The organism is Bradyrhizobium sp. AUGA SZCCT0176, from assembly GCF_018130145.1.
In the GTDB taxonomy this organism is placed as follows: Bacteria; Pseudomonadota; Alphaproteobacteria; order Rhizobiales; family Xanthobacteraceae; genus Bradyrhizobium.
Genome location: NZ_JAFCMB010000001.1, coordinates 746,355 through 766,522, shown reverse-complemented (window position 1 = coordinate 766,522; position 20,168 = coordinate 746,355). Strand labels below are relative to the sequence as shown.

General features: G+C 61.9%; 16 protein-coding genes. 8 read left to right on the top strand and 8 right to left on the bottom strand.

The window, feature by feature from the left end:
• Positions 1 to 17: 17 nt before the first annotated feature.
• The 3 genes from JQ600_RS03525 to JQ600_RS03515 form a co-directional block, all read right to left on the bottom strand.
• On the bottom strand, positions 18 to 1,658 hold the full coding sequence (locus JQ600_RS03525; RefSeq protein ID WP_212389126.1) for an acetolactate synthase large subunit: 1,641 nt from the start codon (positions 1,656 to 1,658) through the stop codon (positions 18 to 20).
• Entirely contained in the window at positions 1,655 to 2,194 is a 540-nt protein-coding gene (gene msrA, locus JQ600_RS03520; protein WP_212265019.1) for a peptide-methionine (S)-S-oxide reductase MsrA, read from the bottom strand. Before msrA ends, JQ600_RS03525 begins: the two co-directional genes overlap by 4 nt.
• A 253-nt stretch (positions 2,195 to 2,447) precedes the next feature.
• The gene (locus JQ600_RS03515) at positions 2,448 to 2,831 is read right to left on the bottom strand and encodes a GYD domain-containing protein (RefSeq protein ID WP_212265020.1); all 384 of its coding nucleotides are present in this window, start codon (positions 2,829 to 2,831) and stop codon (positions 2,448 to 2,450) included.
• A gap of 579 nt (positions 2,832 to 3,410) precedes the next feature.
• Between JQ600_RS03515 and JQ600_RS03510 the strand changes: the two genes are divergently transcribed.
• The 5 genes from JQ600_RS03510 to JQ600_RS03490 all read left to right on the top strand — a co-directional run bounded on the left by JQ600_RS03510 (position 3,411) and on the right by JQ600_RS03490 (position 10,192).
• Entirely contained in the window at positions 3,411 to 5,213 is a 1,803-nt protein-coding gene (locus JQ600_RS03510; RefSeq protein WP_212389125.1) for an NAD(P)/FAD-dependent oxidoreductase, read from the top strand.
• A 208-nt stretch (positions 5,214 to 5,421) separates the two neighbouring features.
• On the top strand, positions 5,422 to 6,228 hold the full coding sequence (locus JQ600_RS03505; RefSeq protein ID WP_212489685.1) for a hypothetical protein: 807 nt from the start codon (positions 5,422 to 5,424) through the stop codon (positions 6,226 to 6,228).
• Positions 6,229 to 6,609: 381 nt separating this feature from the next.
• Positions 6,610 to 6,816, top strand: a complete 207-nt coding sequence (locus JQ600_RS03500; RefSeq protein ID WP_212389123.1) for a hypothetical protein — start codon at positions 6,610 to 6,612, stop codon at positions 6,814 to 6,816.
• A gap of 517 nt (positions 6,817 to 7,333) precedes the next feature.
• The gene (locus tag JQ600_RS03495) at positions 7,334 to 9,649 is read left to right on the top strand and encodes a tetratricopeptide repeat protein (RefSeq protein WP_212489684.1); all 2,316 of its coding nucleotides are present in this window, start codon (positions 7,334 to 7,336) and stop codon (positions 9,647 to 9,649) included.
• A gap of 198 nt (positions 9,650 to 9,847) precedes the next feature.
• The gene (locus tag JQ600_RS03490; RefSeq protein ID WP_212389121.1) at positions 9,848 to 10,192 is read left to right on the top strand and encodes a hypothetical protein; all 345 of its coding nucleotides are present in this window, start codon (positions 9,848 to 9,850) and stop codon (positions 10,190 to 10,192) included.
• A gap of 47 nt (positions 10,193 to 10,239) precedes the next feature.
• Here the strand turns inward: JQ600_RS03490 and JQ600_RS03485 are convergent, their stop codons facing one another.
• Entirely contained in the window at positions 10,240 to 10,518 is a 279-nt protein-coding gene (locus tag JQ600_RS03485) for a hypothetical protein (RefSeq protein ID WP_212389120.1), read from the bottom strand.
• Between the two features lie 582 nt (positions 10,519 to 11,100).
• Between JQ600_RS03485 and JQ600_RS03480 the strand changes: the two genes are divergently transcribed.
• Positions 11,101 to 11,772, top strand: coding sequence for a cyclase family protein (locus JQ600_RS03480; protein ID WP_212489683.1), 672 nt, complete (start codon positions 11,101 to 11,103; stop codon positions 11,770 to 11,772).
• A 116-nt stretch (positions 11,773 to 11,888) separates the two neighbouring features.
• Here JQ600_RS03480 and JQ600_RS03475 read toward each other — a convergent pair whose 3' ends face one another.
• Positions 11,889 to 12,281: a VOC family protein gene (locus JQ600_RS03475; protein ID WP_212265027.1), complete on the bottom strand. Its 393-nt coding sequence runs from the start codon at positions 12,279 to 12,281 to the stop codon at positions 11,889 to 11,891.
• 799 nt (positions 12,282 to 13,080) lie between these two features.
• Here JQ600_RS03475 and JQ600_RS03470 point away from each other — a divergent pair.
• Both JQ600_RS03470 and fsrB read left to right on the top strand, forming a co-directional pair.
• Positions 13,081 to 15,069 (top strand): TonB-dependent siderophore receptor, encoded by a 1,989-nt coding sequence (locus tag JQ600_RS03470; RefSeq protein ID WP_212389186.1) that lies wholly within the window; start codon positions 13,081 to 13,083, stop codon positions 15,067 to 15,069.
• A 28-nt stretch (positions 15,070 to 15,097) separates the two neighbouring features.
• Positions 15,098 to 16,387: a siderophore utilization protein FsrB gene (gene fsrB / locus JQ600_RS03465; protein WP_212389118.1), complete on the top strand. Its 1,290-nt coding sequence runs from the start codon at positions 15,098 to 15,100 to the stop codon at positions 16,385 to 16,387.
• 5 nt (positions 16,388 to 16,392) lie between these two features.
• On the opposite strand, the gene JQ600_RS03460 is transcribed toward fsrB, so the two are convergent.
• The 3 genes from JQ600_RS03460 to JQ600_RS03450 are packed head-to-tail and all read right to left on the bottom strand — an operon-like array spanning position 16,393 to position 19,990.
• A complete protein-coding gene (locus JQ600_RS03460; protein ID WP_212389117.1) occupies positions 16,393 to 17,232 on the bottom strand; it encodes a GNAT family N-acetyltransferase in 840 nt (279 codons plus the stop codon).
• 35 nt (positions 17,233 to 17,267) lie between these two features.
• Positions 17,268 to 17,960 carry an endonuclease/exonuclease/phosphatase family protein gene (locus tag JQ600_RS03455; RefSeq protein ID WP_312010979.1) on the bottom strand — a complete coding sequence of 231 codons (693 nt, stop codon included), beginning with the start codon at positions 17,958 to 17,960 and terminating at the stop codon, positions 17,268 to 17,270.
• Positions 17,957 to 19,990 (bottom strand): VTT domain-containing protein, encoded by a 2,034-nt coding sequence (locus JQ600_RS03450; RefSeq protein WP_212489682.1) that lies wholly within the window; start codon positions 19,988 to 19,990, stop codon positions 17,957 to 17,959. The genes JQ600_RS03455 and JQ600_RS03450 overlap by 4 nt, the downstream gene beginning before the upstream one ends.
• Positions 19,991 to 20,168 lie beyond the last annotated feature (178 nt).

Genomic DNA, 20,168 nt, shown 5'->3' with positions numbered 1-20,168 from the left:
GCCCGGCGCTGAAATTTTCAACCACCCGGGACGCCGGCGTGCAGCTCCTCGACCAGCACGCGCATGTTCTCGCTGTAGTCGACGGGCACCACGACGAGATGCACGCCGCCTGCACTGAAAGCGGCCTCCAGCATCGTCGAGAGTTCCGAGACCTTGCCGACGCGCGCGCCCTTGGCGCCATATGATTTGGCATAAGCGACGAAATCAGGGTTGCCGAACTCCAGGCCGAAGTCGGGAAACTCGTCGACTTCCTGTTTCCAGCGGATCATGCCGTAGGCGCGATCCTCCAGTATCAGCACGACGAGGTTCAGCTTGAGCCGCACCGCCGTTTCCAGCTCCTGCGAATTCATCATGAAGCCGCCGTCGCCGCAGACCGCGAGCACGCGCCGCTTGGGATGGAGCAGCGCCGCTGCGATCGCCGAAGGCAGCCCCGCCCCCATGGTCGCCAGCGCGTTGTCGAGCAGCAGCGTGTTGGCGACGCTGGTGCGATAGTTGCGGGCGAACCAGATCTTGTACATGCCGTTGTCGAGGGCCACGATGCCGTCAGGCGGGATGACGGCGCGGACGTCGTGCACGATGCGCTGCGGCGTCAGCGGAAACCGGTCCTCGGTCGAGCGCTCGGCGAGATGGGCGAGAATGCCTTCGCGCAGGCCCAGCAATGCCTGACCGTTGGGGAGCTTGCCTTCGAGGCGATCGGCGAGCGCGGCAAGGCCCGCGCCGACGTCGCCGACGATCTCGGCCTGCGGGAAGTAGACCTGCTCCACCGTCGCCGGCGTGACGCCGACATGGATCACCTGCGGGCCGTCATGGCCCATCAGGAACGGCGGCTTCTCGACGGTGTCATGGCCGATCGAAATGATCAGGTCGGCCTGGTCGATGGCCTCGTGCACCCAATCCCGTTCCGACAGCGCCGCCGTGCCCATGTAGAGATTGGAGCCGGCATTGACGGCCCCCTTGCCCATCTGGGTATTGAAGAACGGAATCTTGCATCGCCGCACGAACGCCGACAGCGGCTCGGCGAGCAGCGTCCGGCTCGCCGCGGCGCCCAGCATCACGAGCGGCTTCTTGGCGGCCATGATCATGGCGGCGGCGCGATCGATCGCCGCCGATGGCGCCACCGGCAGCTCGACGGTGTGCGGCGGAATCATATCGGCGGTGGCGTCATCGGCCGCGATGTCCTCGGGCAGTTCGAGATGCACCGGGCCCGGCCGCTCCTGCTGCGCCACGCGGAAAGCATCGCGAACCAGGGTCGGAATACTCTGTGCCGACACGATCTGCGTCGCCATCTTGGTCAGCGGCCGCATGGTCGCGACGATGTCGACGATCTGGAAACGCGCCTGACGGCTGCTCCGGATCGCCTTTTGCCCCGTCAACATCACCATCGGCATCGCGCCGAGATGCGCGTAGGCCGCTGATGTCGTCAGGTTGAGCGCGCCGGGACCGAGCGTCGTCAGACAGACGCCCGCCCGTCCGGTGAGCCGGCCATAGGTGGCCGCCATGAAACCGGCAGCCTGCTCGTGCCGCGTCAGCACCAGCTTGATCTTCGAGCGCCGCAGCGAGTCCAGCACGTCGAGATTCTCCTCGCCGGGAATGGCGAAGATGTATTCGACGCCCTCGTTTTCGAGGGCGGCCACCAGCAGATCGGAGGCCTTGGTCACGCGGCTCCCCTCACCCCCGGCTCCGCTTTCTCCGCCCGGTGCGGCAGCGTCCAGTCCGGCCGGATGAAGTGGCAGGTGTACCCATCAGGATATTTCTCCAGATAATCCTGATGCTCGGGCTCCGCCTCCCAGAACGGCCCGACGGGCGCCACCTCGGTAACGACCTTGCCGGGCCACAATCCGGATGCATCGACATCGGCGATGGTGTCTTCCGCGACCCGCTTCTGCTCGTCATTGGTATAGAAGATGGCCGACCGGTAGCTCGGGCCCAGATCGTTGCCCTGGCGATTCATGGTCGAGGGATCGTGGATCTGGAAAAAGAACTCCAGCAGCTTGCGATAGCTGATCACTTTCGGATCGAAGATGATCTCGATGCCTTCCGCGTGATTGCCGTGGTTGCGGTAGGTCGCATTCGGCACCTCGCCGCCGGTATAGCCCACCCGCGTTGAAATCACCCCGGGATAGCGGCGCAGCAAATCCTGCACACCCCAGAAGCAGCCACCGGCAAGGACTGCGCGTTCCGTCGAAACCGTCATGTCGGTCCTCCCTTCGGTTCACCGCGGGCGTCATGCCCCGCAAGCCATCAAGCGCGCATAATGCGGCCGAACGATGCCAAATTGCAAACAGCAACAAGCGGCTGCCTTGCGCCGGAAACGGCCGTTCGCTCGAGTTGCATTAGCGATCCGGCAGCCCACGCTCGGCTGACGAAGCAGCAGCGGGCACGCCTATTGCCCACGACCCTGCTGGCTCCGTCATGTCGGCGGCAGCGCCGATCCCGGAATTTGGCATTCAAGCCTCGCCGATCTCACGGCCCGAATCGATCCCTACTCCGTAGTAATCAGCACGGCCCGCCGATCTGAATTTCAGAGTAAGCTCGCCTGCCCGCTGGAAGGCCTTTGCCGTATCACTCGCCGTGAGCGCCACGGTAGTGGTTATGTCTGAAAGGCTTCCACCCGCCGCGGCTGCAAGCACCGCTGAAATCATCGTGGGTTCATCCGGCGCTTCCGCTATGATTAGCCAATCGTAGGGTCCCAAAGTCAGATACCAACTGATCAGTCGAGCACCGGCGGCGGCGAACAACTCCGCGACCGCCTCGGAACGGTCCTCCGGCTTCGCCGTCATCCCCTTGATGGCCGCTGCGGTGTAACGACCTTGAGAAATGTAAATCGTCATGCTGGCCTCCTCTGCATTCGCTAGTGGTCCATTCTCCGAAGTAACGTCGTGTCGCGGTGATGTTCGCATTAGCATTGCAATCGAATGTCCGAAATGGGGGGTGGGCTCAATTGGTCAGCGCAACACTCTAATCTTTTAGCAAAGATGGAGTGTGGACATGAAGCAGCGACGTCGCATTTACTACTCGGCGGCCCAGCGATCCGAGATCTGGGATCGCTGGCAGGCCAACGGCATTCGTCCTCCGGATCGGCACCGTGCCAAACAGGCGCTCAGCCTTTCTGAACGAGAGGAGATCTCTCGATGGCTCAGCATGCGCTGCTCGTTGCGGTCGCTTGCGCGTCAAAAAACCGGACGTTCCCTGAAAATCAGGTATCGGACCCAATCCCGATGCCTGGCCGCATTCTGACCCCGATTGGCTGATTCCCCCTCGCCTCTTCGCCGCAAAGTGCTAGAATTTAGATATGTCCTGAATGACCGAATGACACTGCGCGAGCTCATCGCTTTCGTCGGGCGCCTCGGCTTCAGTTCGCCGGAACGAGAAAAGAGCGCAGCTCTGCCATCGGCACAAGGGAGGACATCATGCTCGACAAGGCCCCGGACGGAAAAATGTCTGATCTGCTCAACGCGCTCGACAAAGCGCTGTCCGCTGGCGAGGTGGAACGCGCCGTCGATCTCTTTCAGGCTGACTGCTACTGGCGCGACCTCGTTACCTTCACCTGGAATATCAAGACAATGGAGGGCAAGGAACAGGTTCGCGACATGCTCAAGGCGCGGCTCGCCGATACGAAACCGTCGAACTGGAAAATTGCGGACGGAGAGGACGCTTCCGAAACAGACGGAATAATAGAGAGCTGGATACAATTCGAAACGGAGGTCGCGCGTGGCTTTGGCCACATCCGCCTGAAAGACGGCCGGATCTGGACGTTGCTGACGACCATGAGCGAACTCAAGGGACACGAAGAGGCCGTGGGCTTCGACCGTCCGATGGGGGCAAAACACGGCGCCGAACGCAATCGAAAAACGTGGAAGGAAGAACGCGAGGCCGAAGCTGCCGAACTCGGCTACACGCGCCAACCCTATTGTGTCATTGTTGGTGGCGGTCAGGGCGGCATCGCACTCGGAGCCCGGCTGCGCCAGCTCAATGTGCCGACAATCATCATCGAAAAGAACGAACGCCCCGGCGACAGCTGGCGCAAACGCTACAAGTCACTCTGCCTGCATGATCCTGTTTGGTATGATCATCTGCCCTATCTGCCGTTTCCCCGGAACTGGCCGGTCTTCTCACCGAAGGACAAGATCGGGGACTGGCTCGAAATGTATACAAAGGTGATGGAGCTCAATTACTGGGGCTCAACCGAATGCAAGAAGGCATCCTACGACGAGAAGAGCCGCGAGTGGACCGTCATCGTGCAGCGCGACGGCAAGGAAATCGTCCTCAAGCCAAAACAGCTCGTACTAGCGACGGGAATGTCAGCCAAGCCCAACACGCCGAAATTCGAAGGCATGGAGATTTTCAAGGGCGATCACCACCATTCGTCGCAGCATCCGGGGCCGGACAAATACAAGAACAAGAAAGCCGTGGTGATCGGCTCGAACAATTCCGCCCACGATATTTGTGCCGCGCTTTGGGAAGCCGGAGCGGACGTTACCATGATTCAGCGCTCGACGACCCACGTTGTGAAGTCGGACTCGCTGATGGAGCTCGGATTGGCCTCGCTTTACTCCGAACAGGCGGTCCAGTCTGGAATGACAACGGCCAAGGCCGACCTGATCTTTGCGTCACTGCCTTACAAGATTCTGCACGAGTTCCAGATCCCGGTTTATAACGCGATCAGGGAACGCGATGCCGATTACTACAAACGCCTCGAGAAGGCAGGCTTCCTGCTCGATTATGGTGACGACGATTCCGGTTTGTTCATGAAATACCTGCGGCGTGGATCCGGATACTACATCGACGTCGGCGCTTCGGAATTGGTAGCCAATGGCAGCATCAAGCTGAAGAGCGGCGTCGATGTCAAAAAGCTCACGGAACATTTCGTCATCTTGACCGACGGGACCGAGCTGCCGGCTGAGCTCGTCGTTTACGCCACCGGCTACGGTTCGATGAACGGCTTCGCCGCGGACCTGATCTCCAGGGAAGTTGCCGACAAGGTCGGTAAGGTCTGGGGACTGGGCTCGAATACGACCAAAGACCCCGGCCCATGGGAAGGCGAACAGCGAAATATGTGGAAGCCGACGCAGCAGGAGGGGCTTTGGTTCCATGGCGGTAACCTGCACCAGTCACGTCACTACTCCCAGTTTCTGTCCCTCCAGTTGAAGGCACGAATGGAAGGCATTCCAACATCGGTTTACGGCCTCCAGAAGGCCCACCATCTGAGCTGATTGCCTGTTCGATTGCTTTGAGCAGGCCTGGAGACGGCACCTATAGGCCGGCCCGGCTGGTCTGCTGATGTCCGACCAGCATAGGAGCATTCTCTCCATCATGCGGCCATTCTTTGAACAAGACTGAACGCAGTGTCGGCGGCTGGTCGACCCGACGAATAGTCGACCTCAACCTTGGGATGACGTTGGACGGAAAAGGGAAGCGCCAATGAACTCCACACCCACTTCGAAGGCAAATGCCTCCCCCGATGCCCCGGTCCCGCGCACCGATGAACGACTCGCGCACGCCTACGGACAGATCACACGCGCGAGTGAAGAGCTTGCGCGCGTGAGTGAACAGGTTGCAAAAATGGAGCACGATGCCGAGCGTCCACCTTCGGCCGGACCTCCTTCGGCCGGACCTCGCCCGCAATCACCGCCTGGAAAGCCGGCGCGCCGGGCGCTCGTCGGCCTGGTGCTGGCGGCGTGCATCGTTGTCGCTGCCCTGGTTTTGCAGTCCTCCTATGGAGCCGGGGCCAAGCTGGTTGTCGCCCGTTGGGCCCCCCAGCTGGTTTCAACATTGCCGTCGGAAAATCCGCCGGTACCCGCCCTGCAGGCGCCATCTACCGTTCAAGTGGCCGCGGCGGAGCCAACACCACCGCAAGCATCGCCCTTGCCTCAGACCGCACCGCAAGACGCCGCGCCGACAACCACTGCAGCGCTTCCTGATCACACAGAGTTGCTGCAAACGATGGCGCGCGATCTCGCGAATCTCGAGCGAAACATCGAACAGCTCAAGGCGAACCAGCAACAAATAGTCCGCGACAGTTCAAAGGCCATTGAGGAGCTCAAGGCGAACCAGGAAGAGATGAAACGCGTACTGGCGAGAGTTTCCGAGCAGAACCCGCCCAAGACGTCACCGCCTCCGGCGCAGCCGACTCCGACCTTGCGCAAGCCCGAGCGCACGCTTCCGTCGCCGCACGTAAGGGCGCGGCCTCGAATCCAAAGAGAGTGGATCTATGACGAGGACTGGTAACCTTCGATGCAACGTCCATCAAAGTCTTGTGCTGAAACAGCGCTTTGATCCGATACAGCGCGCTATGCGTCGCGCGATGTCGTCGTCGTTTGTAGCCACCGATCGATTCGCGTTTGACGTAAGGCACTGACATCCGCATCTGGCCGAATGGCCGCTTCGCGCCAGAAGCGGCCGTTTGCGCCCGATGGTCCGTTGCACTTTGCTATCAGGCTACCAACTCCATTTGGCGCGACGAACATTCGTGCCGAGCCGCCAAAGTTCCACTGATCGTTCATTTTGCATGCTCTTGTGATCTCGTTCACACGAGCGTCTTCAGGGCTCTGCTAATCGTTCCAAGCCACTAGCCGCTGGATGCCGGACCTGCCGCATTTGGGGATCTTTATGGACGACGCGTTTTATAAAGACCGAGCCCGGCATATCAGGCAACTTGCCAACGAAGCCGACCCCTTCATCAAGAAACGACTGTTGCGTCTTGCGAGTAACTACGACGCCATGACGACGCCCTTCGCGAGGGGGCCTGCTCCGTCCAACGTGACCGAAGGCCCCGAAGATAACCTAGCAGAAACCGGAAAAGGTCACGGGGAGTGAAGTCCACCACCTCATAGTGCTTCAATCCCTTTCCGCCCTTTACAGCGCCAGATCCCGGATCAGACAGTCGCGCCTGATGCTCATTGGAGCCAATCGGCAATATTTGAAGTACGCCATCGCGCGATTTCGTCAAATCTTGAGAGAGGCGTTTCAAACCCTGCGCATCGATGCATCGGCATGCACAACATTGGTCCTGTTCATTCGCAATCAGTCACGAGCTCAAATGCATTTGTTTGCGCATTAACGTCTCCTTTGCGGCCAGAAGCGGCCGTTCGAAAGAGGGCGGCGGCTATTTCCGGTAAGTAACGGTGAGTTGCCCGCCATGGCCGCACGCGCTCGAACAAGACGACAGAATGCACATGGGCATGGACGAGCCTTCATCTTCGCCTTGCGCAATCGCGCGAGCGGCCTCATTCTCGTCGCAGGCTATGCTGGCCATACCCGGGGGCGCGATCCACGCCGTGACGACGATATGCGCCGCGCCGCCTCCCCCTACGCGCTTTGGATGGAGTACGAGATGTTTCGGCGTTGCCTTTTCCTAACCCTTTTCCTTGCTCCGGCGCTCCTGCCCCTGCTCGCGTCGCCGGCCCCCGCGGCGGACAAGGCGTGGGAGGATTGCGGTCAAATCGCCGATCAGGAACGCAAGATCGCCGGATGCACGGAGGTGTTGGGACGCGGCGCGGCCGAGAGCGAGACAAGCCGCGCCAACGCCTACGTCAATCGCGGCTATGCCTACGGCACCGTCGATAACGACCGCGCCATCAAGGACTACGACGAGGCGATCCGCCTCGATCCGAAAGTTGAACGTGCCTATAACGCCCGCGGTCGAGCCTACTTCTTGAAAGGCGATTACGACCGCGCCATCAAGGATTACGACGAGGCGATCCGCCTCAATCCGAAATATGCGCTTGCTTATACCGGTCGCGGCAAGGCCTACCACAGCAAGGGCGATAACGATCGTGCCATCAGGGATCACGACGAGGCGATCCGCCTCGATCCGAAATTGGCGGATGCCTATAGCAATCGCGGCAATGCCTACTCCGGCAAGGGCGACAACGACCGCGCCATCAGGGATCACGACGAGGCGATCCTCCTCGATCCGAATTTTGCGGAGGCCTATTTCAATCGCGGGCTTGCCTACACCAGCAAGCGCGATCACGACCGCGCCATCAAGGATTACAGCGAGGCGATCCGCCTCAATCCGAAAGACGCGAGCGCCTATTTGCATCGTGGCGGCGCCTACTTCTTCAAAGGCGATTACGACCGCGCCATCAAGGAGTACGACGAGGCGATCAGCCTCGATCCGAAATATGCGCTTGCCTATGAGATCCGCGGGCGGGCCCATGAAAACAGGGGAGACGCCGCCCGGGCCAGGAAGGATTTCGACGAGGCGGCGCGGCTGCGGCCGAGAGCGGGACAAACGGCGTTGGTCCCAAAGAATGCCGACGACTATAATGATCGCGGACACGCCTACTCCGAAAAGGGCGATCACGACCGCGCCATCAAGGATTTCGCCGAGGCGATCCGCCTCGATCCGAAAAATGCGACGTCCTACAGCAATCGGGGCGGCGCCTACTCCAACAAGGGCGACAACGAACGTGCCATCAAGGATCTCAACGAGGCGATCCGCCTCGATCCGAAATTTGTGGTTGCCTATTTCAATCGCGGCAGCGCCTACAGGGACAAGGGCGATCACGACCTCGCCATCAAGGACTACAACGAGGCGATCCGCCTCGACCCGAAATATGCGGCGGCCTATTTCAATCGCGGGGTGGTTTACGTCACCAAGGGCGATTACGACAGCGCCATCAAGGAATACGACGAGGCGATCAGTCTCGATCCGAAAGATGCGAAGGCCTATTACAACCGCGGCGTCGTCTACTCCAGCAAACGCGATAACGATCGCGCCATTAAAGATTTCGACGAGGCCATCCGCATCGATCCGAAATATGTGATTGCCTATTACAATCGCGGCAATATGCACAGGGAGAAGGGCGAAAACGACCGCGCCATCGCTGACTACAGCGAGGCGATCCGCCTCGACCCGAAATATGTGTCCGCCTATTTCAATCGCGCGGCTGTTTTCGTCGCCAAGGGCGATTCTGACCGCGCCATCAAGGAGTACGACGAGGCGATCCGCCTCAGGCCGAAAGATACGGCGGCCTATGCCAATCGCGGCAGCGTCTACGCCAGCAAGGGCGACAATGACCGCGCCATCAAGGATTACAGCGAGGCGATCCGCCTCGATCCGAAAAATCTGCGGGCGTATAGCGGTCGCGGCGATGCCTGGCGCGGCAAGAGCGATTTCGATCGCGCCGCCAGGGATTACGGCAAGGCGATCGAACTGGCCGGCAAGCCGGAGAAGGCGCACTGGACCTACTGGCTTTACCGCGGCGTGAGCTTTGAGCGGCTCGGCAAATGGCCTCAGGCCGAGGTGAATTTTCTCAAGGCGATGGAGCTCGATCCCGATCAACCCGACGTGCTCAATCAACTCGGCTATAACTGGGTCGAGCGGAAGCTCAAGCTCAGGGAAGGCCTGGCACTGCTCGAGAAGGCCGTCAAGCTCAGGCCGGACGACGGCAACATGCTCGACAGTCTCGGCTGGGCGCACTACCGCCTCGGCGACTACCCGGAGGCGATCAAGGTCCTGGAGCGCGCGGCCGCTCTCGAACCAACGTATAGCGAAATAAGAGACCATCTCGGCGATGTGCACTGGCGGGCGGGACGCCAGGACGAGGCACGCAAATCCTGGGAACAGGCGTTGTCGCTCAAGCCCGATCCAGCCGAAGCGAAGAAGATCAAGGGCAAGATCGCCCGAGGGCTGGAAAAATGAGGCGCCCGGCGGCGCAAGCGGCGACACGACCGTCCGTGTCCGCGCCTGCACTGCTTTGAAGCAGTGCCTTCGGGAACCTAAAAAGAAAGATAAAACGGAGCGAAATCCAAAACGGTTCGCAACCTATTTAAATTGAGTGTTCCTCAACTTCGCGGGCTGATGCTGGGTGCAATCGATGGGGCGCATCAGGAGCCGATCATGCCGACCAAAGCTCGAGCAACCGCATCCGCCGGCCCCGCGCAAGCGCGCGAAGATATCATCAGCGCGCAAGCCCTCAGTACTCTGAGCGCGGGTGCGGTAAGTGCGATGAGCGCCGTTGGGGCCGCAGTCCTCAAGAGGCATAAGCATGCGATGGCTAAAAAGCCGGAATGGTTTTGGCACATATTCGCGAAGTGCGAGGCGAAGGCCGCTCGCATCGCCGAGCAGGCCGCCCGCGCCCCTCAAGCGTGCGGCGATGCGGCATTCATTGAGTCCTATGCCAGGAGCCTGCCGAAGCTGATGGCTGCCGCGCTAAAAGCTCACGAGAAAGCTCTAAGAGACTGAGCCTGAGGGCATCAGAGACTGAGCCTGAGGGCATCGCCTGGAGCAGCCTACGGAGACCGACCTCTCGTTGTGGGTTCGACCAGCACGCTGCGAAGTTCGTCGATCCGTTGCGCAAGATCTATCGCATTTGCCTTCAACACGTTCATCGCATGACCGCGGTGGCCTTCATCTTCCAATTCTGCGATCCGGTCGTTGAAGGCATTCAGTTCTTCTTCCAGTTTCTGAATTCCATGTTGGATTGGAAATCGCCGGGCAGGATATTTATCGACGGTTGGTCGCTTCGCTGGACCCGCACCCTGCAAGCCTCGCCGGCGCTGTGTTGACATGGCTCCTCCGAATCGCGAGCACGTGGCGACTTCAATCTAGCGTGTTTTTCGTCGGAGGCACCATGTTGTTTGCTGCGGTGCAGGGTCTGCTTTGGCACCCAACCGACGTCGATAGTTGCGTCTGCTTCGCGCTATCTTAGCGTGCTTCTGCAATTCCGTTGCAGCACAATCTGGATTACCTCGCCCGGATGGCAGATCGTCTCAGGCACGTTGTCATGCCTTGAACCGCTCGGACGGGACCCGCATACTCTATCCTGGGGTGCCGTTTTCCAGAGCACCCGCTCTTGGGAGGAATTGGGATGAAAGCATTCACTTTGGGTGCGGCGATCACGCTTGCGTTTTCCGCCGCCGCCTATGCGCAAGCGCCAAGCTGGACCGTTCCGGCGGAAAGCCAGCGCTGCCCCTCGAAATGGGGCGCCGCCGACGAGCGCGGTTCGGCCAATCACCAGAAACCAGCGGCCGTGATGAACGCCGCGAAGCTGATCAAGAGCGGCGAGGTCATCGAGCTCGCATACGTGCTCGGTCCCAGCATGCCGTTTTTCGGGACACGGCGCTTCGACGTGCACACCAAGCGCACCCTTCATGAACCAGTTCTCCAACATGCGCGGTTCGAACGAAGAACTCGTCGTCACCGAACTCGGCCAGGTCGGCACGCAGTTCGACGGCTTTGCACACCAGACCCATCTCAACAGCTGGTACAATTGCCAGAAGGTCGACGAGAACGCCGAGCGCAACGGCTTCAAGAAGTTCGGCATCCACAATGTCGGCACGCTGTTCACCCGCGGCGTCCTGATCGACGTCGCGGGCTTCAAGGGCGTCGAGATGCTGGGTGACAATTACGAAATCACCGTGGAGGATCTCGAAGGCGCGCTGAAGAAGCAGAACCTGACGCTGCAGCCCGGCGACGCGGTGCTCATCCACACCGGCTGGGGCAAGATCTATGGCAAGGACAATCCACGCTACGTGAAATCCTGCCCCGGCATCGGCGTGCCGGCCGCGCTCTGGCTCGCCACGAAAGACCCGATGCTGCTCGGTGCCGACAACTGGCCAGTCGAAGTCTCGCCCAACCCCGACAAGCAATTGTCGCTGCCGGTGCACCAGATCGCGCTTGTCGTAAACGGCATCCACCTGCTGGAGAACCTCAAGCTTGACGAACTCGCGCAAAAGGGCGTCGGAGAATTCGCCTTCGTGATGCAGCCGCTCAAGATTCAGGGCGGCTCCGGCTCGACGGTGTCACCGATCGCGGTGAGGTAGCGGCGGTTCTTCGATATCCGAGAGCCTCGGTGCTTCGACGATCGTAAACCATGATCACGTCCAAGTGCCGTGCGATGTCTGCTCTGGAAGTGGAGCGGACGTCGCACGACCGGACCTCAAGGATTCCACCCGCCGCTGCCATACGGGCGGGTGATAAGTTCAAGCAGGTGGCCGTTCGGGTCCTGGAAATAGACACCGCGTCCGCCGTCGTGACGATTGATCTCCCCTGATTGGCTCCGCCCGGGATCGGCCCAGTAGGACAGCTTTCGATCCGTAATCCGGCCGAGAATCTCGTCGAATTCGGCTTCGCTAACCAGGAAGGCGTAGTGCTGCGGCGTGATTTCGCCGTCGGTGTCCATGTAATCGAGATTGGCTCCGTTTTCGGTGGCGACCATCTGAAATGGCCCCCACCGCGTCGGGGCCGGAAGATTCAGCATCTCGGCCAGGAAATTAGCCGAGGCCTTGCTGTCGCGGGTCGACAAGATCGTGTGGTTGAAATGGATGGCCATCTCGCTCCTCCTGAAAGCAGCCGGGGCTTTTTGCCGCTCCGTTGCAAGCATCGGGTGCCAATCGCCGACCGTGCTGCATCTCCAAGATGCTCGTGATCTCATAAACAGCTGATATGGCCGATCGTTCCCGCAACGCCGACCGCTATCCCAACTCAAAGGTCGTAACGCCGAATACCCGCTCCAGCCGCAACGGCGGAATTGCCAGCATCGCGGCGTCAGGACCACACGACTTCCCGGTCCGCTTCAGCCACGCTCGTCAGTCGCAACATCAGCGGCCACCGCATCCCACCGCACGTGCGATTGCCAAAGTATTGCCCGCGCTAGCCCGCATTTGCGTTGTTGGTCTGCACACGTCAGTTGCGGCCACCCGTAAACGGAACTGCTCAATCTGGAGCAATTCTAGTAACCACCCATCGCGCTGCGAAGGTGCCTGCGTTAGAGCGAGGCCTCAAAAAATCGTACCGGCCAAGCCGGCAGGCTTCAGGATACACGCAGCGTGAGACCAAAAGAGTTCCACTCGCCTTCCGCCACTCGACTTCAGCTGACACGGATGATCTGCCTCGGGGCAGTCAGCGGATTTGCCCTCGTCCTGCCGACGGGCGCCGCGCTGGCGCAGTCGTCACTCCCGCCAATCACAGTGGAATCGCCGCAGCAGCGGGCGCGCCCGGCCACGGCCCAACCATCCCGCCGCGCGGCAACCACGCGCGGCGCACGCGCCAATCGCGCAGCCCGGGCGCCGCTAGCGGTGCCGGCTGCGATCCCATCCGGCCCCGGCGCCGGCGAGCGCGCCAATGGTCCGGTGCAGGGCTTCGTCGCGACTCGCTCCGGCACCGCGACCAAGACCGACACGCCGCTCATCGAAACGCCACAGTCGATTTCCGTCGTCACCACCGATCAGGTCAGAAACCAGGGTGCGGTGTCGATCGGTGAGGCGTTGCGCTACACCGCCGGCGTCAGCGGCGATGTCAACGGCGGTTCAGACACGCGCTTCGGTGGCCTGCAGATCCGCGGCTTCGACATGACCATGCCGGGACTCTACATCGACGGCCTGCGGGTGCCATCCAGCAACTACGTACATTTCAACGGTCTCGATCCATACGGTGCCGAGCGCCTGGAGGTCCTCAAGGGGCCGTCGTCGGCGATGTATGGCGGTAGCGGCACCGGCGGCATCCTCAATTACGTTACCAAGCTGCCGACCGCGCAGCAGTTCGGTGAAGCCTCGATCTCGGGCGGCAGCTTCAACCGCTATCAGGGCCAGTTCGACATGGGCGGCCCCGCCAACAAGGAAGGCACCGTGCTGTGGCGGCTGACCGGCGTCGTTCGCGATGGCGAGACCCAGGTCGACTTCACCAAGGACAACCGCGTCTTTATCGCGCCGGCCGTCACCTTCAAGCCGAACGAGGATACGACCATCACCTTCCTGGCCAACTATCAGAGGGACAGGGCAGGATGGGGACTGCAGTTCCTGCCGGCTTCGGGCACGGTGTGGCCCAATAACGGCCGTACCATCCCGGTCTCGTTTTTCGCGGGCGTGCCCAGTTTCGACGCTTTCAACACCGAGATCGCGACCGTCGGCTACCAGCTCTCGCACGACTTCAGCGACGCCGTCACCTTCCGGCAGAATCTGCGCTACGCCTACCAGCACAACGAAGAAAAAGTGTTCTATGGCGGCGGCTACACCAACGAGGCTGCGGGTCTGCTTGCGCGTTACGGCAGCACCAGCAACTCGTACATCAATTCCTTCGCGGTCGACAATCAGCTGCAGGGCAGGTTCACCACCGGCTTCCTCAGCCACACGACGCTGGTGGGCATAGACTACCGCAACACCTCATTCCGCGACACCGCCTACAGCGTGACGACCTCGGCCCCCGAGATCAACGTGTTCACCCCGGTCTACAGCTACGACTGGACCATTGGGGCCATGAGCGACAACACCGGCATCAAGCAATCGCAGGTCGGTCTCTACGCGCAGGACCAGATCAAGCTCGGCCGGCTCTCGTTCCAGCTCGGCGGCCGCCAGGATTTCGTCACCACGAAGGTCGACAGCGGTCTCTTCAACACCTCGGCCACGACCGACGCCTCGGCGTTCACCGGCCGCGCAGCGGTCATGTACAATTTCGACAATGGAATCGCGCCATATTTCAGCTATTCCGAATCTTTCCTGCCGGTGCTGGCGACCAACGCGGCGGGCCAGTTGCTCAACCCGGAGACCGGCGTTCAGTATGAGGTAGGCGTCAAGTACCAGCCGGTCGGCCTGAACGCCCTGTTCACGTTCGCGGCGTTCGACCTGACGCGCTCCAACGTCGTTACATACCCGCCACCGCTCTATACCGCTGAACAGACCGGCCAGGTGAAGTCCCGCGGCATCGAGCTCGAAGGCACGGTGTCGCTGGCCGACGGCTGGAACCTGCGCGCGGCCTACGCCTATGTCGACGCCGTGATCACGCAGGACCCGGTAAATGTCGGCAAGGCGCCCCCCACGGTGCCGCTCAACCGCACCTCGCTGTGGAGCGACTACACGCTGCGGAGCGGGCCGCTTGCCGGGGTCCAGTTCGGCGGCGGCATCCGCTATGTCGGCGCGACCTGGGGCGATAACGAAAACACCTTCAAGGTCGAAGCGGCCACCGTGCTGGATGCGCTGCTCGCCTACAACAAGGACAATTGGCGCCTGTCGCTGAACGTCACCAATTTCGCCGACACGCGCTATGTCGCTGCCTGCTACAGCCTCTCGGGATGCTTCTACGCGGAGGGGCGCAAGGCGATCGGCAAGGTAACCTATCGATGGTGAGGCAACCCCAAGAGAACGGGCGAACGCCATGAGATCGATCTTCGGGCGACTACATCGCTGGGCCGGCCTTCTCACGGCCGGCTTTCTGTTTTTTTCGGGCATTACCGGCGCGATCATCTCGTGGGATCACGAGATCGACGATTTGCTCAACAAGCAGCTGTTCGACGTGACCAGCAGCGGTCCGGCGATTCCCTCCATCGATCTCGCCAAGCTGATCGAGCAGCGCGATCCACGCGCGCGCGTCGTCCACATGTTCATGACGCCGGAAAAAGACCACTCGCTGTGGTTCTTCGTGTTGCCTCGGATCGATCCCGCCACCGGCAAGCGATATAGCCTCGATTACAACCAGATATTCCTCGATCCCAACACCGGCGCAGAGCTCGGCCGGCGCTACTGGGGCGCGGTGTGGCCGGTGACGCGCGAGAACTTCGTCTCGTTCCTCTACAAGCTGCACTACACCATGCACATTCCGGAGTTCTGGGGCAGTGACCGCTGGGGCATGCGCGTGCTCGGCGTCATTGCCATCATATGGACCATCGATTGCTTCGTCGGTTTCTATCTGACGCTGCCGTCGCGTCGCCGCGCCCGGGCGGGCCGCGCACCTGCCGTCGAGCGCGAGCTCGGCCGTGGCTTTTGGGTGCGCTGGGCGCCGGCCTGGAAGATCAAAACCTCGGGCAGCACCTACCGGATCAATTTCGACATCCACCGCGCCTTCAGCCTGTGGACCTGGGCGCTGCTGTTCGTGATCGCCTTCACGGCGTTCTCGCTCAATTTGTATTTCGAGGTGTTCTCGCCGTTGATGAAGACGGTGTCGGATTATACCCCGACGCCCTATGAGCAGCGTCCGTACCGGCATCTCGACGATCCGATCGAACCCAAGGTCAGCTTTGCCGACATCGCCGCACGTGCGGCGGCCGACGGCAAGAGCCGCGGCTGGACCACGCCGGTCGGCTCGATCAATTACGGTCCGGCGCACGGCGTCTATGCCGCGGGCTTCTTCCACCCCGGCGACGATCACGGCAGCGGCGGCGTCGGACCGGCGCAGCTTTACTACGACAGCGAGGACGGGCGTCCGATAGGCGCGCGGCTGCCGTGGGTCGGCACCGCCGCCGACATCTTCGTGCAGGCGCAGTTCCCCCTGCATTCCGGCCGTATCGTCGGGCTGCCCGGCCGCATCCTGATCTCGATCATGGGGCTGGTGGTTGCGGCGCTGTCGGTGACCGGCGTCGTGATCTGGTGGCGCAAGCGCCGTGCCCGGGTCCGGGTGCGCGAGACCGCGGCGACACGACCTGGCGGACAGCTCGCGCCCGCAGAATAGCGCCGCTACCCGAGCTCAAACGTCGTAACGCCGAACACCCGTTCCAGCCGCAACGGCGGGATCGTGCCGGTATACATCCGCGCCGTTTCGAACACCGGCGTGAGCCCCAGATCCTGCGCCAACGCGACGGCGTCGCGGTTGATGCCGGGAACGTCGAGGAAGATCTCGCCGCCGCCCACGCTGGCCAGCAAAGCCGATAGAACGACCTCGGCCGTGGCGCGATCGTCGGCCACCAGCGGGCCGATCTTGTGGCCCTTCCGGCATGCGCGGATCACGCCCCATCCGGCAAGCGCGCCATCGCGCACGAGGGCGCGACCGCTATGCCCGGGCGCGTTGATCCAGGCGCGCAGGAACGCGGTGCGCGGCGCCGGAAACACGGTCGCGTCGTAGGCCGCCACGGCCGCCAACGGAAGTTCGGTCAGCGCCACGACGCCAGATGGCACGGCCGGGGCCGCGACGGTGCCGCCGTAACGGATGTTGGCATAAGCCAATTCGAACCCGGACCGCCGATAGTTTTGCTGCTGCGCGACCACGCCGTCGAGCCCGATCACCCGCTGGCCCGCATGCGCGATGGCCGCGTTCCAAATCCCCAGCCCGTAACCGCGGCCGCGCAGATCCGCGCGCACGATATAGAAACCGAGGAAGGAAAAATGATCGCTGTAATTGACGCAGGAGACCATCGCCGCCGGAGCGCCATCGAGCTCGCCGATGAAAAAGCCCTGGGGATCAACGGTTGCGAAACAGGCGGCGTCGGCGAAGCCCGGGTTCCAGCCTTCGGCCGCCGCCCAGTCGACGGCTATCGAGATGTCGTCCGGCCGCATCGGCCGGATGCGCAAATCATTCATGGCGGCGATCGCACAGTTGGAATTATCAACCGATATCACAAATTATCATGAGAAAACGCGATGTCCGCAATAACCGGCAGATGGTCTGAACAACTCCTCGCCTCGTGATCGGTCCACGCCTTCACAATCGTCCCGCTCGGGGTGGCGTAGACGCGGTCGAGGCGCAGGACGGGGAATCGCGACGGGAACGTCCGCAGGCGCGTTCGAACCGGACATCGCGCTGCCAGGGCCCGGCGCACGGACTTGAACCAGAACCAGTCGTTGAAGTCACCGAGGACGATGGTCCAGGGCGCATTCACCAGCGCGGCGAGCGCCTGCGCCTGCGCGTAACGTTCGTGCATGCTCAGACCAAGATGGGTCGCCACCACATTCACCTCGCCGATCGGCGCGAGGATGCGCGCGGAAATCGCCCGGCGCGGTTCCCTCTCCTGATAGGAGACGTCGGTCACTGTGGGTTCGCAGGCGAAGGGCCATCGGCTCAGCAGGACCTGGCCATAGTGACCATCCTGCGTGACGATCGAGTGGGCTTCCACGCGGTGCTCGCCTACGGCGTCCGCCAGCCGTCCGAACACATCGTCGAGGCGTCCGCGCGAGTCGACCTCCTGCAGGGCCACGACGTCAGGCGACCATTTCTCAATAACCGAACAGACACCTTCAAGGTCGAAGTCGGGATTGAGATTGAACGTGCCGTGCACGTTCCATGTCATCACGCGCAGCGTACCCGTCACGTTCGCCGACCGCTCAGCCAGGTCACCAGGAACTGGACCGCGAGACAAACGGCGATCCACAGCACGATGGTCAGGCCGAGCGGCACGATGTTCGACCATGAGGCATTCCTGGCGAAGTCCGCGATCTGCGCGCCCAGCGCGGCCATCGTGATGATGCCCGGCGCCATTCCAAGCAGGGTTCCGATCAGAAAGTCGCTCAGTCGGAGCTGGCTCGCGCCAGCCAGAAGGTTGACCAGCGTAAAGGGAGCGATCGGGACCATCCGGATCATCGCCACCGCGACAACACCCCGGCCGGTGATGCGGTTCTGAACGCGCAAGGCGCGGGCGCCGAGTACCGCCTGAAGGCGTTTGTGACCCATGAGACGGCCGATCATGAACAGCAGCAGTGAGCTCAAGAGGACCCCAACCGTGGCGCTCAGGGCGCCGATCCAGGGCCCCAGCGCCGCCGCCGTCGCGGCAATCAGGACGATCACTGGAAATACCACCAGCCCGCCCAGCACGAACAGCGCAACCGCATACAGCGGCGCGAATGCCGATTGCGCGTGCTGCGAAATCAGCGAGGCTACGTATCCGAGATCGGTGTAGTTGCTCAGCGGCGTATAGCGCCAGGCAAGGGCCAGTCCCGCCAGCGCGGCCGCGGTGCCGGCCGCCGCCATCACGGTACGCCCGTTCCACATCCGCCGCGCGGCGCGCTGGAGGTTGAGCGGATGCCTTGGATCCGCGAGCGGCTGGACGATGCCGATCAGCGCCGGCGCATGTTCAAAATCGATCGGCACCAGCGCCCTGCCCGCGCCACTCGCCGCATGGCGGTCGATAAATCCAAACAAATCGTCCTCATTGTCCGCGATGACAGCTTCGTCAAGCCCGCAAAAATGCCCGATCAAGCGGCGCCGCTGGCTGCGGATGAAATCACGGTGACGTTCGGACGTCGCCTCGAATGCCAGGTCGCATTCGGTATCCGCCCCCATCGAGCGGTTGTTGATATTGGCGGAGCCGACGCGGAGAAAGCCGTCGTCGACGATCATGACTTTGCTGTGCACCATCACCGCTGCGGATGATTTCTCATCGGCGACCGAGGGATAAAGGATACGAAGACGATCGGTAACCCCGGCGGCAACGAACGGATCGAGGAAGCCTCCCCGGCCGCCCTGCATCGCCTGGGATTCGAACCATGACGAATGCCCCTTCGGGGTCACGATGAGAACACGCAGCGCGGGAACGTCCACCATCCGCCGCGCCAGCGAGCGCGCGATCTCGTTGGCGCTGGTGAACTGGTTCTCGATATAGATGAAGCGGTTCGCCGCGTTGATCGAGGCCTCGAACAACCGGGCGACCTCATCTATTTCCTCGCAGGTCTCGGTTTTCGGTTCGGTTCTCGCGATGCCGGCCGTAATCGCTTGCGCCTGCGCCGGTACGGATGCCGGCCAATGATCGCCTGCGACGGGCAGCAGCGGTTCACTGGTGCAGCCGGCCGCCGTCCACCTCGCCATTGCGATTTCGCCGAGCGCGGCTGCCGCCGGGCCCTCGACCATGCACTGGACATCATGGAATGGCGGGTAAGGCTTGCCGTCGGGATCGCGGCGCAACGGATGGTCGAGACGGTGCTCGCTGGTGTCCCACCTGCGGATCGTGAGGTCGAGGCCACCGACGAAGGCGATCGCATTGTCGGCCACGACGATCTTCTGATGCTGGGCGGAGCCCAGCGGCAGACAGGCATCCAGGCAGAAGCAAAGCCGTCCGTCACAGCCCGCGGTGAATTTTGCAGCGGAATTCCATTCGCGCTCCGCGGCATACAGCGCCGCAAAATCCCAGGTCAGGATGTTGATGTGCAGCGCCGGCTTGCTCTGCAGCAACGCCTTCAGAAAGGCGCCGAGCTTGACCGGCAATCCATCTTCGGCACGGCCTGACGGCCCCACCAGATCGGTCTCGCTGTGAATATCCCAGCCGACGATATAGACCTGCCGCTCCGCGCGGAGCAGCACGTCCCGCAGGGCCGCGAAATATTCGGCCGCGTCGTTCAGCACAGCCACCCGGCTTGCTTCGCCCTTTTTCCAGATGGTCTGGCCAGGGACGAGAATGGATGCACGTTGAAGCAGTTATCACCTCTGCTGAATGAGAACGCATATCCCATTCAAACGCCCTGGAACTTGCTGAGTTCCCTGCCCGGCAGTGGCGCGGGATCATTGCGAACAAAGCGAGAATCAGTGA

Bases quoted from the DNA above. Each gene is read 5' to 3' on its own strand.
- msrA (WP_212265019.1), bottom strand. From the start codon at position 2,194: ATGACGGTTTCGACGGAACGCGCAGTCCTTGCCGGTGGCTGCTTCTGG.
- JQ600_RS03515 (WP_212265020.1), bottom strand. From the start codon at position 2,831: ATGACGATTTACATTTCTCAAGGTCGTTACACCGCAGCGGCCATCAAG.
- JQ600_RS03510 (WP_212389125.1), top strand. From the start codon at position 3,411: ATGCTCGACAAGGCCCCGGACGGAAAAATGTCTGATCTGCTCAACGCG.
- JQ600_RS03505 (WP_212489685.1), top strand. From the start codon at position 5,422: ATGAACTCCACACCCACTTCGAAGGCAAATGCCTCCCCCGATGCCCCG.
- JQ600_RS03500 (WP_212389123.1), top strand. From the start codon at position 6,610: ATGGACGACGCGTTTTATAAAGACCGAGCCCGGCATATCAGGCAACTT.
- JQ600_RS03495 (WP_212489684.1), top strand. From the start codon at position 7,334: ATGTTTCGGCGTTGCCTTTTCCTAACCCTTTTCCTTGCTCCGGCGCTC.
- JQ600_RS03490 (WP_212389121.1), top strand. From the start codon at position 9,848: ATGCCGACCAAAGCTCGAGCAACCGCATCCGCCGGCCCCGCGCAAGCG.
- JQ600_RS03485 (WP_212389120.1), bottom strand. From the start codon at position 10,518: ATGTCAACACAGCGCCGGCGAGGCTTGCAGGGTGCGGGTCCAGCGAAG.
- JQ600_RS03480 (WP_212489683.1), top strand. From the start codon at position 11,101: ATGAACCAGTTCTCCAACATGCGCGGTTCGAACGAAGAACTCGTCGTC.
- JQ600_RS03475 (WP_212265027.1), bottom strand. From the start codon at position 12,281: ATGGCCATCCATTTCAACCACACGATCTTGTCGACCCGCGACAGCAAG.
- fsrB (WP_212389118.1), top strand. From the start codon at position 15,098: ATGAGATCGATCTTCGGGCGACTACATCGCTGGGCCGGCCTTCTCACG.
- JQ600_RS03460 (WP_212389117.1), bottom strand. From the start codon at position 17,232: ATGAATGATTTGCGCATCCGGCCGATGCGGCCGGACGACATCTCGATA.